General features: G+C 36.1%; 15 protein-coding genes. 4 read left to right on the top strand and 11 right to left on the bottom strand.

Features of this window, described 5'->3' with window-relative positions:
* Together V7147_RS12625 and V7147_RS12630 are read right to left on the bottom strand one after the other, a co-directional pair.
* A partial coding sequence (locus V7147_RS12625; RefSeq protein ID WP_335368219.1) for a tripartite tricarboxylate transporter TctB family protein occupies nt 1-396 on the bottom strand: 396 nt, incomplete at its 3' end.
* 70 nt (nt 397-466) lie between these two features.
* Complete coding sequence (locus V7147_RS12630) at nt 467-1,525, bottom strand: tripartite tricarboxylate transporter substrate binding protein (protein ID WP_335368220.1); 1,059 nt, start codon at nt 1,523-1,525, stop codon at nt 467-469.
* Between the two features lie 271 nt (nt 1,526-1,796).
* Between V7147_RS12630 and V7147_RS12635 the strand changes: the two genes are divergently transcribed.
* Nucleotides 1,797-3,902, top strand: coding sequence for a transglycosylase domain-containing protein (locus V7147_RS12635; protein ID WP_335368221.1), 2,106 nt, complete (start codon nt 1,797-1,799; stop codon nt 3,900-3,902).
* A gap of 74 nt (nt 3,903-3,976) precedes the next feature.
* On the opposite strand, the gene V7147_RS12640 is transcribed toward V7147_RS12635, so the two are convergent.
* Together V7147_RS12640 and trhO are read right to left on the bottom strand one after the other, a co-directional pair.
* Nucleotides 3,977-4,603 carry an NUDIX hydrolase gene (locus V7147_RS12640; RefSeq protein ID WP_335368222.1) on the bottom strand — a complete coding sequence of 209 codons (627 nt, stop codon included), beginning with the start codon at nt 4,601-4,603 and terminating at the stop codon, nt 3,977-3,979.
* A 118-nt stretch (nt 4,604-4,721) separates the two neighbouring features.
* Nucleotides 4,722-5,690, bottom strand: a complete 969-nt coding sequence (gene trhO / locus V7147_RS12645; RefSeq protein WP_335368223.1) for an oxygen-dependent tRNA uridine(34) hydroxylase TrhO — start codon at nt 5,688-5,690, stop codon at nt 4,722-4,724.
* A gap of 227 nt (nt 5,691-5,917) precedes the next feature.
* Here trhO and V7147_RS12650 point away from each other — a divergent pair, with 227 nt between their 5' ends.
* A complete protein-coding gene (locus tag V7147_RS12650; protein ID WP_335368224.1) occupies nt 5,918-6,733 on the top strand; it encodes a bifunctional hydroxymethylpyrimidine kinase/phosphomethylpyrimidine kinase in 816 nt (271 codons plus the stop codon).
* A gap of 171 nt (nt 6,734-6,904) precedes the next feature.
* A complete protein-coding gene (locus V7147_RS12655; RefSeq protein ID WP_335368225.1) occupies nt 6,905-7,150 on the top strand; it encodes a helix-turn-helix domain-containing protein in 246 nt (81 codons plus the stop codon).
* Between the two features lie 50 nt (nt 7,151-7,200).
* Here the strand turns inward: V7147_RS12655 and V7147_RS12660 are convergent, their stop codons facing one another.
* The 7 genes from V7147_RS12660 to V7147_RS12690 all read right to left on the bottom strand — a co-directional run bounded on the left by V7147_RS12660 (nt 7,201) and on the right by V7147_RS12690 (nt 14,338).
* Nucleotides 7,201-8,694: a tagaturonate epimerase family protein gene (locus V7147_RS12660; protein ID WP_335368226.1), complete on the bottom strand. Its 1,494-nt coding sequence runs from the start codon at nt 8,692-8,694 to the stop codon at nt 7,201-7,203.
* A gap of 77 nt (nt 8,695-8,771) precedes the next feature.
* A complete protein-coding gene (locus V7147_RS12665) occupies nt 8,772-9,416 on the bottom strand; it encodes a hypothetical protein (protein WP_335368227.1) in 645 nt (214 codons plus the stop codon).
* A 48-nt stretch (nt 9,417-9,464) separates the two neighbouring features.
* Entirely contained in the window at nt 9,465-10,304 is an 840-nt protein-coding gene (locus V7147_RS12670; RefSeq protein ID WP_335368228.1) for a sugar phosphate isomerase/epimerase family protein, read from the bottom strand.
* Entirely contained in the window at nt 10,276-10,992 is a 717-nt protein-coding gene (locus tag V7147_RS12675) for a rhamnogalacturonan acetylesterase (protein WP_335368229.1), read from the bottom strand. Before V7147_RS12675 ends, V7147_RS12670 begins: the two co-directional genes overlap by 29 nt.
* 16 nt (nt 10,993-11,008) lie before the next feature.
* On the bottom strand, nt 11,009-11,668 hold the full coding sequence (locus V7147_RS12680) for a YesL family protein (protein ID WP_335368230.1): 660 nt from the start codon (nt 11,666-11,668) through the stop codon (nt 11,009-11,011).
* A gap of 249 nt (nt 11,669-11,917) precedes the next feature.
* A complete protein-coding gene (locus tag V7147_RS12685) occupies nt 11,918-13,219 on the bottom strand; it encodes a Gfo/Idh/MocA family protein (RefSeq protein ID WP_335368231.1) in 1,302 nt (433 codons plus the stop codon).
* Nucleotides 13,220-14,338, bottom strand: coding sequence for a glycoside hydrolase family 88/105 protein (locus V7147_RS12690; RefSeq protein WP_335368232.1), 1,119 nt, complete (start codon nt 14,336-14,338; stop codon nt 13,220-13,222). It lies immediately after the preceding gene.
* A gap of 295 nt (nt 14,339-14,633) precedes the next feature.
* On the opposite strand from V7147_RS12690, the gene V7147_RS12695 reads away from it, so the two are divergent.
* Complete coding sequence (locus tag V7147_RS12695; protein ID WP_335368233.1) at nt 14,634-16,937, top strand: helix-turn-helix domain-containing protein; 2,304 nt, start codon at nt 14,634-14,636, stop codon at nt 16,935-16,937.
* Nucleotides 16,938-16,955 lie beyond the last annotated feature (18 nt).

Here is a 16,955-nt window from a genome sequence, read left to right on the forward strand (position 1 = left end):
GTAGATTACGCCAGGAACGGCCGCTGCAATGATAATAGTATTTAAGATTTTTCCTTTTTGCATGACTTGAAACCCAACGAGCAAGAACAAAAACGTACTAATTACATAGCCAAGTGGTTCAAGCAATAGTGCGTATAAAGTTGTTGAAACAAGTATGATCAAGAAGCGTTTGTAATGTAATTTCTCCTTTTTCTGTTCAGGGTATTTTTTCCGAAATGTTTCATAAATAAGGCGGACACTTAATAGAATGAGGACAACTCCGAGCGCAGATGGCAAAACACCTGGACCAATAGAACTCCCCAAAGAACTACTATTAATTCTCTGGCCTTCAAAAATAAATAGAACACCAACCGCAATAAATGCAATACTTAAATATCGATCAAATGCCTTATTCAACACCGTCACCTCCATAAATAATGAGAGAAGGGCTTAGCCCTTCTCTACATTTTGACTAAAACGGTTAAATTTACTTAGCCATACCTAGTTTCTTATATAGCTCAAAGTAATCTGCTTCCTCTTTTTCAAGAGCTGCAAGGAAGTCAGTTGCGTTCATATATCCATTTTGAACGCCCATTTTAGCAAGCTCAGCATTCCATTCATCACTCTCACTTAATGCTTTTAGCTTTTCTTCCCAGAAAGCTTTAGCGTCATCAGACATATCCTTCGGTCCGAAAACCCCACGCCAGTTTGCAACTTCAACATCAAATCCTTGTTCCTTATACGTAACTAGGTCTGCAAAATCCCCTGACATACGTTCTGGTGCTGCTACACCTAACACTTTAATCTTTCCAGCTTTTAAATACTCAGCAACTCCGGAAACGTCAGTTGTCAAAGCATCCGCGTGACCACCAACAAGTGCTGTCATCGCTTCTCCACCACCGTCATAAGCGGTATATTTAATTTGACTTCCTTCAATCCCGTGGGCTTCCCCTAAAAGAATCGCATTCAAGTAATCTAGTGTTCCAGGAGCACCACCACCAGCAATTGTAATGCTATTTGGATCTGCTTTAATTGCATCATAGAAAGATTTTAAATCATTAAATTTAGAATCAGCATTAACCGCAATTACAGGATAATCAACCTGTAAACGAGCCAACGGTGTCATGTCTCTGAATGAAACTGGTGCTGTTCCTTCTTTTTTAATATAGTTTAGAACAATAGGTGTTGAAGGAAGAAGAAGCTTATAGTCATTTCCTTTATCCTTCTGAACGAAATCTGTCATCCCAAGAACTTGACCGCCACCCGGCGCATTTTCAACACTAATAGATTGCTCAACTAGTTTCGTATCTGCAGCAACTTTTGCTAGTGTTCTAGCAGCAGTGTCTAATCCACCACCAGCTCCAGCAGGTGCAATAATTGTAATCATCTTCTCTGGATACGAGCTTTTTTCTTCTTTAGGTGGTGTATTTTCCTTTGGTTTTTCCCCTGATGAGGCTTTGTCCCCACCACCACTACTACATGCAGCTAAACTAAATACTAGAGCAACCACAGCCAACAGCCCAACCAATTTCTTTTTCAAACTCATTTGATCCCCTCCATTTTTTGATAGCGTTTTCTTTCTATATTTCTAAANNTTTCTATATTTCTAAATTTAAGATAATTCGGACAGAAAATAAAATACACTATTATTATCAATTGCCATAACTATTCATTATGTCTCTTTTTACCTATTGACTATTACCAAGATTTCCAAAAAGTCTCTCCATTGAATTCAAGCAAAATAAATTCTATTTCTCTTATCCTTTCAACTGTATTAAAATATAAGTTCAAGCTAACAAATGATTGGAGAAACAATTATGAGAGGTTTATTTGAAAAAATAATGCCGTATATAAGACGAGGCTGGGATTCTATTAAACGATTTTGGCGTGAAAAGCATGTTACGAAAATTATATTACTGATTATGTTAGTTTTTATTTTAGTGTCCATGCTTTTCTTTGCTTTCATGGCAAGTCAAGCAAACGTCCAGTCTTTGAAGGATGGTTTGCGGCAAGCAACAGTAATTTATGATAAAGACGGTGACGTTGCAACAAATATTGTGACAAATCGAACTGAAGGCGTCTTAGTTGAAGAACTTCCTGACCATGTAAAAAATGCAGTAATTGCAATTGAGGATGAACGCTTTTATAGTCATAACGGATTTGATATTAAAGGGATCATGCGTGCCTTCTTTAATAATCTATTTGCAGGAAGGGTAACTGGTGGAGGAAGCACGATTACCCAACAACTTACAAAAAATGCACTCCTCTCTCCTGAACAAACCTATAAACGAAAAATTGAAGAACTCTTTTTAGCGTTGGAAATTGAGAAGCATTATTCCAAAGATGAGATTTTGCAAATGTATTTGAATCAGGTATTCTTTGGAAATGGTTCATGGGGAATTAGCCAAGCTTCTAAAAAATATTTTAATAAGGATATTGATAATGTCACAATTAGTGAAGCAGCATTATTAGCTGGAGTCCTACAAGCACCTTCCGCATTAAATCCTTATAAAAATTACGATAGAGCAATCAATAGAAGAAATACAGTTTTATTAAAAATGCATGAATTAAACATGATTTCTGATGATGAATATGCTCAAGCTAAAAATGAGGAAATCAAGCTTGAAGATGGTGGCGGAAGCTATATTCAAAGAGGCTACCCTTATTATGTTGATGCAGTACTTGATGAAGCCATTAAAAAATATGGTCTCACACAAGAGGAAATCCTTACACGTGGGTACCGAATCTATACAGAAATGGATCAACATATCCAATCTTCCCTTGAAGCTGTCTATAAAAAGGATTACCTCTTTCCAAAAGGAAGAGATGTACTCGTGCAAAGTGGCGCTGTTATGTTACATCCAAAAACCGGAGGAGTACTTGGTTTAGTCGGAGGGCGTGGTGACTATGTGTTCCGTGGCTTTAATCGTGCTACCCATATACAGGCACAGCCAGGATCAACGATAAAACCATTAGCAGTATATACACCTGCACTTGAAGAAGGCTATGAGGTAACTTCAGTACTTAAGGATGAGTTGAAAACATATGGAGATTACACACCTGAGAATTTTTCAAAAACATACCAAGGTGAGGTAACAATGTATAAAGCATTAGAGGATTCCCTTAATGCACCGACGGTTTGGCTGTTAGATCAAATTGGACTTACTAAAGGACTTGATTCTTTACGAAGATTTGGTATTCCTTATACAGAAGAGGATAAATACCTCGGAATTGGACTTGGTGGCATGCGTAAAGGGATTTCTCCATTGCAACTTGCCGAAGGCTATTCTGTATTTGCAAATGATGGAAAACGAGCAGATGGACATTTGATTTCCAAAATAGTAGGACCAACTGGAAACGTCCTTGCAGAGCATAAATACAAAAGCACTCGGGTTACTTCTAAAAAAGTAGCCGATGATATGACATCCATGCTACTAAACGTTGTTGAAACAGGTACAGGTAAAGGAGCAAAAATCGCAGGCATTGAGTTAGCCGGAAAAACGGGATCCACACAACTTCCTTATAAGGACATTAATGGTACAAAAGATCAATGGTTTGTAGGGTATACTCCAAATTTCGTTGGTGCTGTTTGGCTAGGTTATGACAAAACCGACAAAGACCATTATTTACGTGGAAGCAGTTCAGACAATATCGTTCCGTTATTTAAGGGGATTATGGATGAAATGCTCCCATCAATGGAAGTGGATTCCTTTGATGTTGTCTCCGTTAATGCGAAGCTTTCTGGACAAGAGGATCGAAAAACAATAACAAAAGAAGAAATTAAGGAAAAAGCGGAAAAAGTTGAAGAAGTATTAAAAGAAGAAAGTACAAAATGGAAGTTGGTTTTGGAAGAGGCCAAAAATGATATTAAGAATGTAAGTCAAAAAGTGAAAGAAAAGGTAAAGGAATTAATTGGAAACTAGATGTAAAAATAGTATTGTTCAAACGAACAATACTATTTTTACAGGAAATTATAATGAAATCCTAAAAAGCCCTTTTATTTAGGGCTTTTTTCAATCACTTCTAAGAAATGTTTAAGTATTCCAGCTGTTAATCCCCAAATGACACGCTTTTCATAATAATAGAAGCATTCATCCATTCCCCTTACTTGCCATTGGTAGTTTTCTCCTCCGATAATATCGTTAAATGGAAAATTCTCTTCAGGCTCTACATGAAAGTTCAATTTGAAAATTTGTGGGGGATTTGACTGAAAAAAGGACAATGGTACGGTGAACACTTCTCCAACTTCTGCTGGATTCGGTCGAATTTCATCCGGATTATTTATCACACCGACAAATGGATAAATAATCGTACCAAATGGTGAAACAAAATAATCTAACGGACTTACATCATTAATCTCATTGTCTTTTAGCCCTAATTCCTCCATCGTTTCTCTTATTGCTGTATGTCGTTCATCTTTATCAGTTGGATCCATTTTTCCGCCGGGGAAACAAATTTCACCTGGTTGCCTTCTTAGTTGGTTTGAACGAACCTCAAAAAGAATATGAACTTCATTATCTTTTTTAATCAAAGGAAGAAGAATGGAAAAACGTTTAAAATCCCCTCGGCCTAAAATGGATGGTGTTCTATTTTTTACGACATTGACAATTTTATCGATTTCCATAGTTCACCTCATATTTTTGTTATTGTTATTTACTATATTGTACCAAAAAATGACTTGCAAATGGCTTTGAAAAATATTATATAAAAAAACCACAGTGGTTACACTGTGGTTGCCGTTATTATTGTTGCACTAATTCTTTTTCCAAAGCTTGTAAACGTTCTGCTACTTCCTCTGCAGATAGACCATTTTCTTCAATATAACGATTACGTGGATGAACACGACATTCATGTGTACAGCCTCTTAAATATTTATGCTCATTTTCTTCAGAACATAGAATTTGTTTATTACAATCAGGGTTTGCACAGTTTACATAGCGTTCACTTGGTTCACCAGTAAAATGGTCTTTCCCCACAATTACGTGCTCTTTATGGTTTACTGGAACAGCAATTCTTTCATCGAATACATATAATTGACCATCCCAAAGGTCACCTTGCACTTCAGGATCTTTACCATAGGTTGCAATGCCACCATGAAGTTGGCCAACATCCTCAAATCCTTCTCTTACTAACCAACCAGAGAACTTTTCACAACGAATACCACCGGTACAGTAAGTTAAGATCTTTTTGCCTTCCAACATGTCCTTATTTTCACGTACCCATTGTGGTAAGTCACGGAATGTTTCAACATCTGGTCTGATTGCACCTCTAAAATGTCCTAAATCAAATTCATAGGTATTTCTAGCATCCAAAATTACTGTATCTTCATCTTGCATTTTTTCATAAAATTCTTTCGGACTTAAATAATTTCCAGTTAATTCAAGTGGATTAACATCGTCCTCAAGGCTTAAGTTTACAAGCTCAGGACGCGGTCTAACATGCATTTTCTTAAATGCATGTCCATCTGCCTCATCAATTTTAAAAACAATCGTCGTGAAGCGTGGATCTTTTCTCATTTCTTCCATATACTTGTCGGTTTGTTCAATCGTACCGGACACCGTTCCGTTAACTCCTTCAGTAGCTACTAAAATACGACCTTTCAAACCGATTTCTTTACAGAAAGCAAGATGCTCTGCTGCAAATTCTGCTGGATTTTCAATTGTTACATACTGGTAATAAAGTAATACTCGATAAGGTTTCATTTCTGTCATTACTTTTCGACCACCTATCATTAATATTTGCAAGATATGAATGTGTTTAGGATCGAATTACACTTTTCTCTTACATCAGTGTATTGTATCAAATTAATTATTACTAAATCAATCATTTATACCTTCCTTATATTGTAAAGTAGTTTTTTTTCTACTATAATATATCAATTTTTGTCAATTGATATATAATAAGCTTGTCAAACTTTTTTTAGATGGGGGTTTCAAACATGAGTTTACCAAAAGCGCTAACGATTGCTGGATCTGATAGTAGTGGCGGAGCCGGTCTTCAAGCTGACTTAAAGACTTTCCAAGAATATGGAGTTTACGGCATGTCCGCCTTAACTGTAATTGTTGCGATGGACCCGAATAATAAATGGAATCACCAGGTATTCCCTGTTGACCATGATATTATCAAGGCACAATTAGCAACAATCCTTGATGGCATTGGTGTAGATGCAGCAAAGACTGGTATGCTTCCTACTGTTGATATTATAGAAATTGCGGCAGATGCGGCAAAAAAACATAATCTTCAAAAATTTGTAGTGGATCCTGTAATGGTTTGTAAAGGGGAAGATGAAGTTATGTTCCCAGACCATGCTGTTGCAATTAGAGAACTACTTACACCAGTTGCTACAGTAATTACTCCAAATTTATTTGAAGCAGGACAATTAAGCGGAATCGGTACTATTACGACTGTCGACCAAATGAAAGAGGCCGCTGTGAAAATTCATGACCTAGGAGCAAAATATGTACTCGTTAAAGGTGGTGGAAAGCTAAAACACGATAAAGCAGTCGATGTTTTATTTGACGGAAATGAACTAGAAGTCCTTGAAGGCGACCGTTTCGAAACAACATTTACACACGGCGCTGGTTGTACTTCTTCTGCTGCAATTGCAGCCGGACTTGCGAAAGGATTAGATGTTAAGGAAGCGATATATGAAGCGAAGGAATTCATCACAGCTGCCATTCGTCATTCCTTCCAACTAAATGAATTTGTTGGACCAACAAATCATGCTGCACGTCGACTATACGGAGACAAATAAAACATTAAAATTGCTGTAGAAAAGTTCTACAGCTTTTCTAATCCAAGGGCAATGAAATTCCTGCCTAGACGAATTTTATTTATGATGGTAATATTGTGAATATCATAGAATAATAGATTGTTACGTTCATATATTCACTTGTAAAAAGCCATAGGTAAGGAGTGTGTAACAATGCCTAGGATTGACAAAGATATTGTTAAATTTTTACGCAAAAGAAACAACATGACTCAACGTGATTTTGCAAAAGCGGTCAATTGCAGTTTTGCGCTTATTGCACTTGTCGAAGTTGGCAAACGCAGGATTACGAGTAACCTAGAAACGAAAATCAAGGAGTCTTTTAATTTAGACGATCAACAAATATCATCCCTTGCATCTATCGTTCAAGAAGTAGCAAAGGGCGTTCATCCGTATTTGTAAATTAGGAAAAGAAAAAGCAATTGGACATGTGTGCCAATTGCTTTTTTTATTTATAAGTTTAGTAATTCAACATGCTTGCCGATATGGTTAACAAGTCCTTGTCGGAACTCATCTTCTCTTTCATTTAAAGTATGGAAAAATTCATCTTTGAAAATAAAGTTTCCTTTTTCATCTTTTGCTGTTAATAGTAATCCATACGTTACGTGAATAACTTGTCTTGCTGCATCATTATCCATATATTCATGAAGGTCAGCGTCTGCAACAGTATCAAGTGAAACAATCGTACTCATGTCTGGTGTAATATGATAATACTTAAGTGCTTCATCTAGATGCTCAAGTGCATAAGCATGCATTCTTCTATAAAGGCCAGGATTTACCTTTGCAATTACACGAACCGCTTCAAGCCAGTTTGTACCGGCTGTTTTTACGTGAAGCACACCGTTTGTATATTTCGCGATAATTGGAAACGCTGTAAATTTATCACTACCAGAGTGGATACTTAGTTTATAGGCAAAGTATTCTGCAATTAGCGCATGTTCGCGTAATTCTTTTTCAAATTGTTCGATATCCCCAATATAGTCGATTCCTTTTTGGAATTCACCACAGAATCTTGGAGCAAGGCTTGTAACGTTTACTCCACGTTTTTGTAGTTCATTTGCTACAAAGAAATGTGCTGCTGGTGATGTCACTGTTTCTGTTTCATCAATTGAAATTTCAAAATCAATATCACGATCCGCTTTTTCAATATATGTGTCATGAATATGAACCATATAATCTAAAGCTTTTCCGTATAACAATGCAAATTTCTTTACGATCTTTTCTTCAAATACGATGTTAAGACCCTTTACATCAAATCCTTTATTTACATAAAGTTCATTATAATGATTCTTTGTTTCATCTGGTAGGCTATCAAATTCTGCACTGATTTCGTCTTCTGTCAAGCCTTCCACACGGTTTTGAATATGATCAGAGCAGTCTAATGTTAGCATTGACATTCCAAGTGACAAGGCCATTTTTATATCTTCTTCTTCTTTTAAGTGGTCACCATCCGCACCAAATCCACCTGTATAGCCTTCTTGGAAGACAGCAAAGCTAGCAGCATCAATAACATCGTTCATTGTACGGTTTGTCAATGTTAATTCACGAATGCTTTGCTGAGCAAGAATTGGCTTCACATTATGGTCTCGAACGGTTTCAATATGTCCTGGCGAAGCAAGACCAAGACGGTCACCTAGACCCATAGTCGCAATTTTTGTGCCGAAAGCTCTTGGAACTGTATAGTCAAAATGACGATTTAAGACGAGACGGTTTTCATGTGTTAATGGACATGCTTTTCCATTTTCAGCAATCACGATTCCCTCTAGTTCATCAAATAAAGCTCCCTCGCCTGCTGCAAGAATCCATTTTTGCTGTTGATCTCTTACCATGACAAGGCTTACATTATCATGCTGTGTAAAAGATTTTTCATATACCTTTACTTCACCATCAAATTCGGAAACGCTTTCGTTTTTTAATGCTTCAACTAGTTGTTTTAAATGTTCCATGGATATAGCCTCCTAAAATTAATGCCATTCTCTTAAAATAATATCGCAATATATTAAACTTGTTAATACAAAAATCATTAATTCTTAAATAAAATTTTGAAAAGCTTTTTTGTATTCTCTATATTTTGGGAATTGATAAGTACTCCCATTACCATGTCAGGATCATCAATTGCTTCTTTAAATAGTGGAACTACTGAAACATCAATACCTGTAGTTTGATGGTCGGAATCAAAAAATAATAATTCTTCATCAATCGAAAGACTACCAGCTACCAATTCATTTTGACTATAAAAATAGTGATCTCGATTCATCATCTCAAATTGTTTTTTATCAATAAACAGAACATCCAGATCTCCGGTAGAAATTTCCCCAGTAACCTTTTGTAAGGCAGCCATTACCATGCTAAAATCTGCAGCATCTGGTGCATATGGGATTACCTGAACTGATACTTCATGTGTTTTTCTTTCCTCATCCGAAAGAATTTCTTCGTTTAGCTTTTGAGCGATATGATTTATCTCATTCGAATCTACTAAATCTCCCAAAACGAAAATTGAAAGTGCAGGCTCCCTCTTATCAAGTTGGTCATTTACTAGAAAGACCGTAACAAGGACAACGAGTAGAAACGCAAATAGATAATATTTATAATACTCCCAAATATACTTGGCCTTTTCTGTAGCACTCATTGCTGCAAATAATTCTTTGACCTTCCTCTTTTCCCTCAAAGCCCTTACGTCCTTTCAGCATGATGTGTTAGGGAAAATTACCCTATATTAAGCATTTTCATATTTTTCTTGTAAAAATGCAATACTATCATCAATAAAAGGTTCCGTTGTGCTTTCTAAGAGAAATTGGATGTACGGTTTTTTCGGTTTAATTAATTCCATGACTAAATCATAGTTTAATAATCCTTTACCTGGAGGAGCAAATTTCAACTTTCCTTCTTCAATCACAAAATCTTTACAATGAACAATGATGATTCGATCTCCAAAAAGTTCAATCGCTTCCTTAATAATTTCATCCTGATCATTGTAATTTTCGGCTGTTAGTAAATTTACCGGATCAAAGATGATTTGTAGATTATTTGAATTCACTTCATCCAATAAACGTTTTAAAAGAATTGGGCTGTACACGGGGTGATTGACACCTGCTTCTATCCCTACGATAACACCGAATTTTTCGGCTTCATGAACAAGCTCTTTCACACTTTCAACTACATCCAAGAAAGGTTTTTCCTGAAAATTATCTACCGTAAATCCCATTTTTGCATTGACATTGCCTGTTTCTGTTCCTATCACACTGCAGCCAAAATCCCTTGCAAAACGGATATGCTCTTTAAAGCGGTCCAAAGCTTTTTGTCGTTCGTAAGGATCGGGATGAATCATATTGATATAACAGCCAAGTACGGCTATGTCGATGTTATTTTGTTGAAAAGCCTTCCCTATATATTTACCAAAACCAGGTGAAAGACTTCCCAAGCTTGTGTTAATTTCCGGGAACGATTTTGCCAATGCCAATTGCACAGAAGATAATCCTTTGTTTGCAATTATTTTCAAAAGTTCATCCAAGGAACTTGCCTTTACGTCATGAGCTCGAATACCTAGGTTGATCATTTAAGCACCCCACATCCTTTAAATACATAGCTAAGCCAGGAATGTTTTCTTTTATTTTTTTGGCAATAATACTGGCAAATTTATGTGCCCCCTCCACCCGAAAATGCGTATCGTCATAAATTCCATCGGGGTAATTGGGATGTTCACCAGGTTCAAACCAAATGAACAGATCTTTGCACCTTTCTGGTCCTACTATTTCATATAATCGTTTGGATTCATTCCATAAATCAATGAGACTTACTTGCTGTTCTTTTGCGAGAGCCATCATCGCCTCTGGATACTCTCCTAAACTATTAACTATCTTACCCTTTTCATCAAAGGTTCTTCGATGCATGGAGGTAACTAAAATAGGAATTGCCTTTTTCCTCCTTGCTCCATCAATGTATTGATTTAAATACGATTGATAGGACGAAAATGGTTCTGTTCTTCGATGATCCTGTTTTTGGTCGTTATGCCCGAATTGAATAAACAGGTATTCATTTGGTTGAATTTCATTTAGGATTGATTCGAGTCGTTTTTCTTCAATAAAGCTTTTTGAGCTTCTGCCGCCGATTGCGAGATTGTGGATGATGACATTGTCATGAAAATAGTGATGAAGCACTTGCCCCCATCCAGCTCTTGGTTCTTCATTCGGTGGGCAATCGGATACTGTCGAATCTCCTGCAATATAAATATGAATGTAATTCATTCGTTACACCTTCACTTTATCGAAAACTAGGTTCGCTCTCAGCTGGTTTTACTTCGGCTTTTCCATTTACTTTTTCTTCAATTCTTGCAAATACTATTAAAGACAGCCACATGATAAGATAGGCTAGTATACTTGCACTTAAGAAAGGAATAAGTGATGGAAGATACGTGAACCCAACATAAAGTATAATTATTCCTAATACCATTGCAAACGTAACAAGTGGATATGATAATCCATACATCATAGCGTGTTTCAAATAGGTTTTTATATTCCCATTATAGTGCACATAAACAGGGAAAATATAAAGTAGAATAACGATAAAAATTGAACTAATCGCGATTAATGAGTACCTAACCACAAGGTATATTGTGCTTGTGGTCGGAAGAAACACTAGATCTACATATAAAATATATCCTGCTATGGATAGGGTCAGTCCTAGGAGGTTGGATTTTAAAAATTCCTTTTTATATACACTCCAAAATGTTGAGAAAACAGGAATATCCTCGTCTCCCATAATCCACTTTCTAGTTACGGCAAATAGGGCAACTGTTGCAGGTACAAGTCCTGCAACAACAAGTCCCATTGCTGTAAATAGCAGCCATAGCAAATTTAAATACACTAAACGTGATATAGCTCCACACCAACGATAGAATGGAGATTCCAATCCTCCTAGCATAGCCCTGTCCCCTTTCTAATATGAAGTTCAAAAAGTCACCAAATGATAAGCGGCGAATCTCGGCAGAATTTAAACAAAGACAGTACAAGCTCTTTATTTATGTGCTTGCGTCTACTATATAAATCGAAGAGGTTTATTCCTCAGCACAAGGCAGCAATGAAGTAAACTCAATGTAGTTACCTCGCTCCGGTCCTCTAGCCTCGAGTTCCTTGACCTTCTTGCTTCTGATTTGTCGACTTTTTGAAACAATTATTTTTGCATTTGACCTTGATAGCTATTTAATAATTTTTCGATGGAGATTGGTTTATGTTCCTGGGCGGATTTCCAAACCGCTTCCCCAAGTGCAATTGAATTAGCTCCTGCCTCTGCACCTGCTAATATTTCATAATTGCGACGCGGATCAATTCCCTGGTACAAATCATGGATTAGTACAGGATCCCCGCCACCATGACCACCCGCTGTTTTAACAACATGAATGATTTCCTTTGAACCAAATAACGGATAGAAATCGATTGTTTGTTCAGGTACCTCAAACGGAACCCTACTTGGCGCATGGAATTCTTGTGTTTCAATTCTTCCCTTTGTTCCATTGATGGCTAAGCGATAGCCTTCAAATGGAGTTGAGAAATTAATGGAATAGCTTAATAGAGCACCTTTATTATATTTCACTGTCGCTGTATACGTATCCTCAATGTTAATCTCAGAATCAAAAATACAAGCATCTGGGCGGTAATTTGTATAATTATTTTCCTTGTCTTCACCCATGTTTAAGTGATCATCTTCAACTGCATCCGAAAATTCACGAGGATTCCATCTTATATAATAATCACAATTATCTCTTACATGACAGGTGCCACAGTATCTATTATCTGTAGTTGGATCCGGGTTTAACTCTGCATCCGGTCCATAATAATGTAAGGCTCCATGGGCGAAAACCTCTTCTGGATATTGGTCAATCCACCAATTCACAAGATCAAAATGATGTGTTGATTTATGAATGGAAAGCCCACCTGAAAATTCCCGTTTCCGATTCCAACGCTTGAAGTAACTTGCACCATGGTAGGTGTCGATATACCAATTCAAATCAACTGATGTTACTCTTCCTATTTTACCTTCTAAAACAAGCTCTTTTATTTTTCGGTGGTATGGACTGTAGCGATAATTAAACGCTACAGTTACCTTACCTTTACTGGACTTTTCTGCCTCAATCACTTTTACTGCATCGTTAGCCGTTGTAACCATCGGCTTTTCAGTGATAACATCCACATCATGTTCAAGCGCTTTTAAAATATAATCAATATGTGTGTTGTCACGACTTACAATTATGATACAATCTGGCTTAGTCTCTTTAATCATTTGATCGATTTGATCTGTCTGGTATGAAGGTGTTTGTGCCAATTCAGGAAACTTCTCCTTACATAATTCAACACGATATTCATCACTATCTAATAATCCAACAATCTCACTTTGCTTGGCGAATTTTTCTACTAATGGTGGAATAAACATTTTTAATGCTCTGTTACTTAATCCACAAACAGCATATCTTTTCATTTATTCAGTAACCCCCGGATGTTCAGCAAGTAATTTCTCCATTTCCATACTTGCCATGATAAAAGCACCTGCACCATGTAAGTCATTATGGCTTCGCTCACGATTGATATAATAATCATAAACTCCGATTGAAGTACCGATTACAATATCATCAATAATAAGTCCGTCTTCTTCAGTTTCTTGTATTTTATATTTGAGTAATCCTTCATACGCCTTTGTGGCATGTGCATCAAATTCTTTGCCTACATATTTTTTTGAAACAGCTTTTGCTATCACATAAACAAATAGACTAGAAGCAGAAGTTTCAAGCCAATTGTCTTCAAGGTCACCTTTATCGATGACTTGGTACCATAAACCCGTCTTTTCATCCTGATACTTCACGATGTCACGAACATAATCTTGAATAAATAAGATCCACTCTTCCTTATGTGGATGGTCTTCTGGTAAAATATCAATCATGTCAATTACAGCTAATCCATACCAACCTAGTGCACGTCCCCAAATTTCTGGAGCTTTTCCATCTGGACGAGCCCATGGCTGAATCGCCTTCTCATCCCAGCCGTGATAATATAAACCTGTTGCTTCACTCTTTGTGTACTTACGCATTAATTTTTCCTGATGAATAACCATCTCGATTAATTCAGGCTCATTGAAATCTTGTGCAAAATGTAAGGCGAATGGTCCACCCATATATAAACCATCTAACCACATTTGATATGGATACTTGTCCTTATGCCAAAATCCGCCTTCACTCGTGAGGTTTAATGTCGTAAAAAGATTACGTAAACGACGGGCTGCTATTTCATATTTTTTAAGACCAGTAGCTTTATATAGTGGGAACAATAATAGTCCTGCCTGAATGGAATCTAATTCATCTCTTGCAAACAATAAATTCCCATTTTCATCGATGTTATGATCTACATATGCCTTTAAATAATCAAAATATTTCTTTTCACCTGTATTGTTATAAACTAAATCCATTCCACATAAAAAAACGCCTTGGTGATAGTGCCAGCGTCCACCCGGTGGAAGTTCCTCTGGAGTAAAATTCTCCATGAGCGTATCGCATGTTTTTTTTGCAAAATATAAAGGTGATTTTTCAACTTTTGTGTTATTCAAGAACCAACACCCTTTCTCACAGTCATAATTTGTAAATATGAAAACGGTAACAACTCTCCTGATTTCATGATAGGATATTTATATAATAATAACTATAATCATTTAATTTGCTTTTAGATGGGACCTTATTCCCTTGAGTTAATAAGGACAATCCTAATATTATGAACACAATGTGACATAATGATTATTCAATTTATATAAAACTACAACTATAATAGAAGAGCGTTCAAATATTACGTGGATATTACAAATGTTATAATCATCCCCTCACATTTGAATAGAATGGAGTGATTACATGAAATTTAAACTACCAGGAAGCTTCTTCCATAGAATGATTTTATTTGTGAGTATTTTAGCAATTATACCAGTCATCGTTGTTGGTATATTTTCATTTATTCGATCTACCTCTGTTGTAGAAAATTATGTTGCCAAAGAAAAAGAGCATAGCGTGTACCAAATCCAAACAAATGTCGAGCAAGTGATTAAGTCGGTTGATCAATCCTTAACTCAATTAGCATCTTCGTCTAAAATAATTGAATCATTGAGGGAACCACTGACAACGAGGCAATTTCAACTCTATAACCAGTTAAGAGACGACCTTAGTCATCAGCAAACATTTGATACTCGTTTAACAGATGTTGCCCTTATCAGTCTTCAAAACAACTGGCTTGTTAATAATTATGGATTACAACGACTGTCTGAACCCCAGTTAGAGGAAATTTCAGATCGTTATCTTTCCCTTAGGACAAGCTCTATTTGGCGATTAGAAGAAATTACGAAGGACCCCTTGTACAAACAAGTGGCCTCACGTGCTTGCAGCTATAATTTAAATTTGATTAAGAAAATCCCGATCATCTCATCGAATACAACAGGAATGATAATCGCAAATATACCATCATGTAGTTTTCGGGATATTTTACAGAATGACAATTCTTTAGAAACATTTTATATTCTAGATGAAAATGAAAGCGTTGTTCTCCATAATGATACAGAAAAAATTGGACATGCATTTGAATACCTGGATGTCTTAGCCGAAAACACATCCTTTGAAAGTGATACTGGTCAGTTTACCATTACATCAGACAATACGGATTATCTTTTTACCTATCGAAAATCGTTTTACAATGGCTGGATCTATGTTTCAATTGTTGAGCTAAGCGAGTTAGCAGCTCAGTCAAGGTCAATTGGATGGTTGACACTTGCCATTACCTTGTTGATTGCTGGAATTTCCTTATTGTTAGCTTTATTTGGAAGTAAGATTATCTATCAGCCTATTAAACAACTTCAAAATGTTATTTTACATTCCATCACCAATAAAGAAGAACGAAAAGATAGGAATGAATTCGTCTTTATCGAAAATCATGTGAAAGACATGCTAAAGCAAAATGATATTTTGGAAAAATCATTACAAAACCAAATTATTCAGCTAAAACAATTTTTCACGCATCGTCTCTTATCTGGTAAGGTTACCGAGGAAGAACTTGAAGGCAGAATGCAATATTATGGCTATAATTTAGATTATAAATGGCTTAGTGTTCTAACGGTTCAAATCGATAGTTTTGAGGGGACTTCCTACAAATCGAAAGAGGAAGATGTATTATTATTTGTTATCAATGGTCTAGTTGAAGAACTTATACCAAGTGATGAACGAATGCTGCCAATCGTTAACAAACAAACCCAAGTTACCTTATTATTAAGTAATATTGAATCAAAAATTGAATTTAATCAGTATGTAAATGATATTGCGGAGAAAATCCAGAAAAAGGTAAAGGAAGAGTACAGTGTTCCTGTCAGTATTGGTGTAAGTGAACCGTTTAAAGATGTTCTTCAGACAAGATCCGGCTATAAAGAAAGTCTCGAGGCACTTAAATATACACTTAAATTTGGCACTGAATCGATTATTTTCTTTGAAAATCTTGATATCGGAAAAGCTTTACACACCTATTTCCCCAAACGAATTGAAAATGAACTATTCGATTCAATCAAAGTTAACGACAAAGTGAAAGTATATGAATTACTCAATGAGTTAATTGATGAAATCTTCTCCGAGGATTTAAATCATGTACAATATCAAACTTCATTAGTTCGATTTTTAAGTGATTTAATTGAGTTAATGCACACTTTAGCGATAAACGTTTTAGATTTAGAAGACAATCGCTCAATTTTTGAAACGGTTTATGAACAGAAATCTAGAGAAGATGTGAAGGAATGGTTTATCACGGTGATAATTGATCCCCTTCTTCAGAAAATTGAGGATCGGGCTGAATCACAATATAAGTCGATTTCGGAAAACATTGTTCATATTATCCATGAGGAATTTGAATCAAACATTACACTAGATATGATTGCGAATAGACTTCATTATAATCCGAACTACTTGAGTAGTATTTTTAGAAAAGAAATGAACATTTCATTTAGCGAATATTTATCCATGTATCGTATTAATATGGCAAAAAAATGGCTTGTTGAAACGGATGTCTCTGTTAAAGATATCTCAGATAAATTGAACTTTAACAACTCCCAGAACTTTATCCGCTCCTTTAAGAAAATCGAAGGAACGACACCTGGTAAATACCGTGAATCTGTAAGGGCTCAGTAGAAAACGATAGGATCTAGA

Source organism: Bacillus sp. JJ1521 (genome assembly GCF_036965165.1).
Taxonomy (GTDB): Bacteria; Bacillota; Bacilli; order Bacillales; family Bacillaceae_L; genus Ferdinandcohnia.

What these genes read in the sequence shown, in the direction of transcription:
- V7147_RS12650 (WP_335368224.1), top strand. Translation starts at nt 5,918, where the DNA reads ATGAGTTTACCAAAAGCGCTAACGATTGCTGGATCTGATAGTAGTGGC.
- V7147_RS12675 (WP_335368229.1), bottom strand. Translation starts at nt 10,992, where the DNA reads ATGAATTACATTCATATTTATATTGCAGGAGATTCGACAGTATCCGAT.
- trhO (WP_335368223.1), bottom strand. Translation starts at nt 5,690, where the DNA reads ATGACAGAAATGAAACCTTATCGAGTATTACTTTATTACCAGTATGTA.
- V7147_RS12680 (WP_335368230.1), bottom strand. Translation starts at nt 11,668, where the DNA reads ATGCTAGGAGGATTGGAATCTCCATTCTATCGTTGGTGTGGAGCTATA.
- V7147_RS12655 (WP_335368225.1), top strand. Translation starts at nt 6,905, where the DNA reads ATGCCTAGGATTGACAAAGATATTGTTAAATTTTTACGCAAAAGAAAC.
- V7147_RS12685 (WP_335368231.1), bottom strand. Translation starts at nt 13,219, where the DNA reads ATGAAAAGATATGCTGTTTGTGGATTAAGTAACAGAGCATTAAAAATG.
- V7147_RS12670 (WP_335368228.1), bottom strand. Translation starts at nt 10,304, where the DNA reads ATGATCAACCTAGGTATTCGAGCTCATGACGTAAAGGCAAGTTCCTTG.
- V7147_RS12635 (WP_335368221.1), top strand. Translation starts at nt 1,797, where the DNA reads ATGAGAGGTTTATTTGAAAAAATAATGCCGTATATAAGACGAGGCTGG.
- V7147_RS12640 (WP_335368222.1), bottom strand. Translation starts at nt 4,603, where the DNA reads ATGGAAATCGATAAAATTGTCAATGTCGTAAAAAATAGAACACCATCC.
- V7147_RS12660 (WP_335368226.1), bottom strand. Translation starts at nt 8,694, where the DNA reads ATGGAACATTTAAAACAACTAGTTGAAGCATTAAAAAACGAAAGCGTT.
- V7147_RS12630 (WP_335368220.1), bottom strand. Translation starts at nt 1,525, where the DNA reads ATGAGTTTGAAAAAGAAATTGGTTGGGCTGTTGGCTGTGGTTGCTCTA.
- V7147_RS12695 (WP_335368233.1), top strand. Translation starts at nt 14,634, where the DNA reads ATGAAATTTAAACTACCAGGAAGCTTCTTCCATAGAATGATTTTATTT.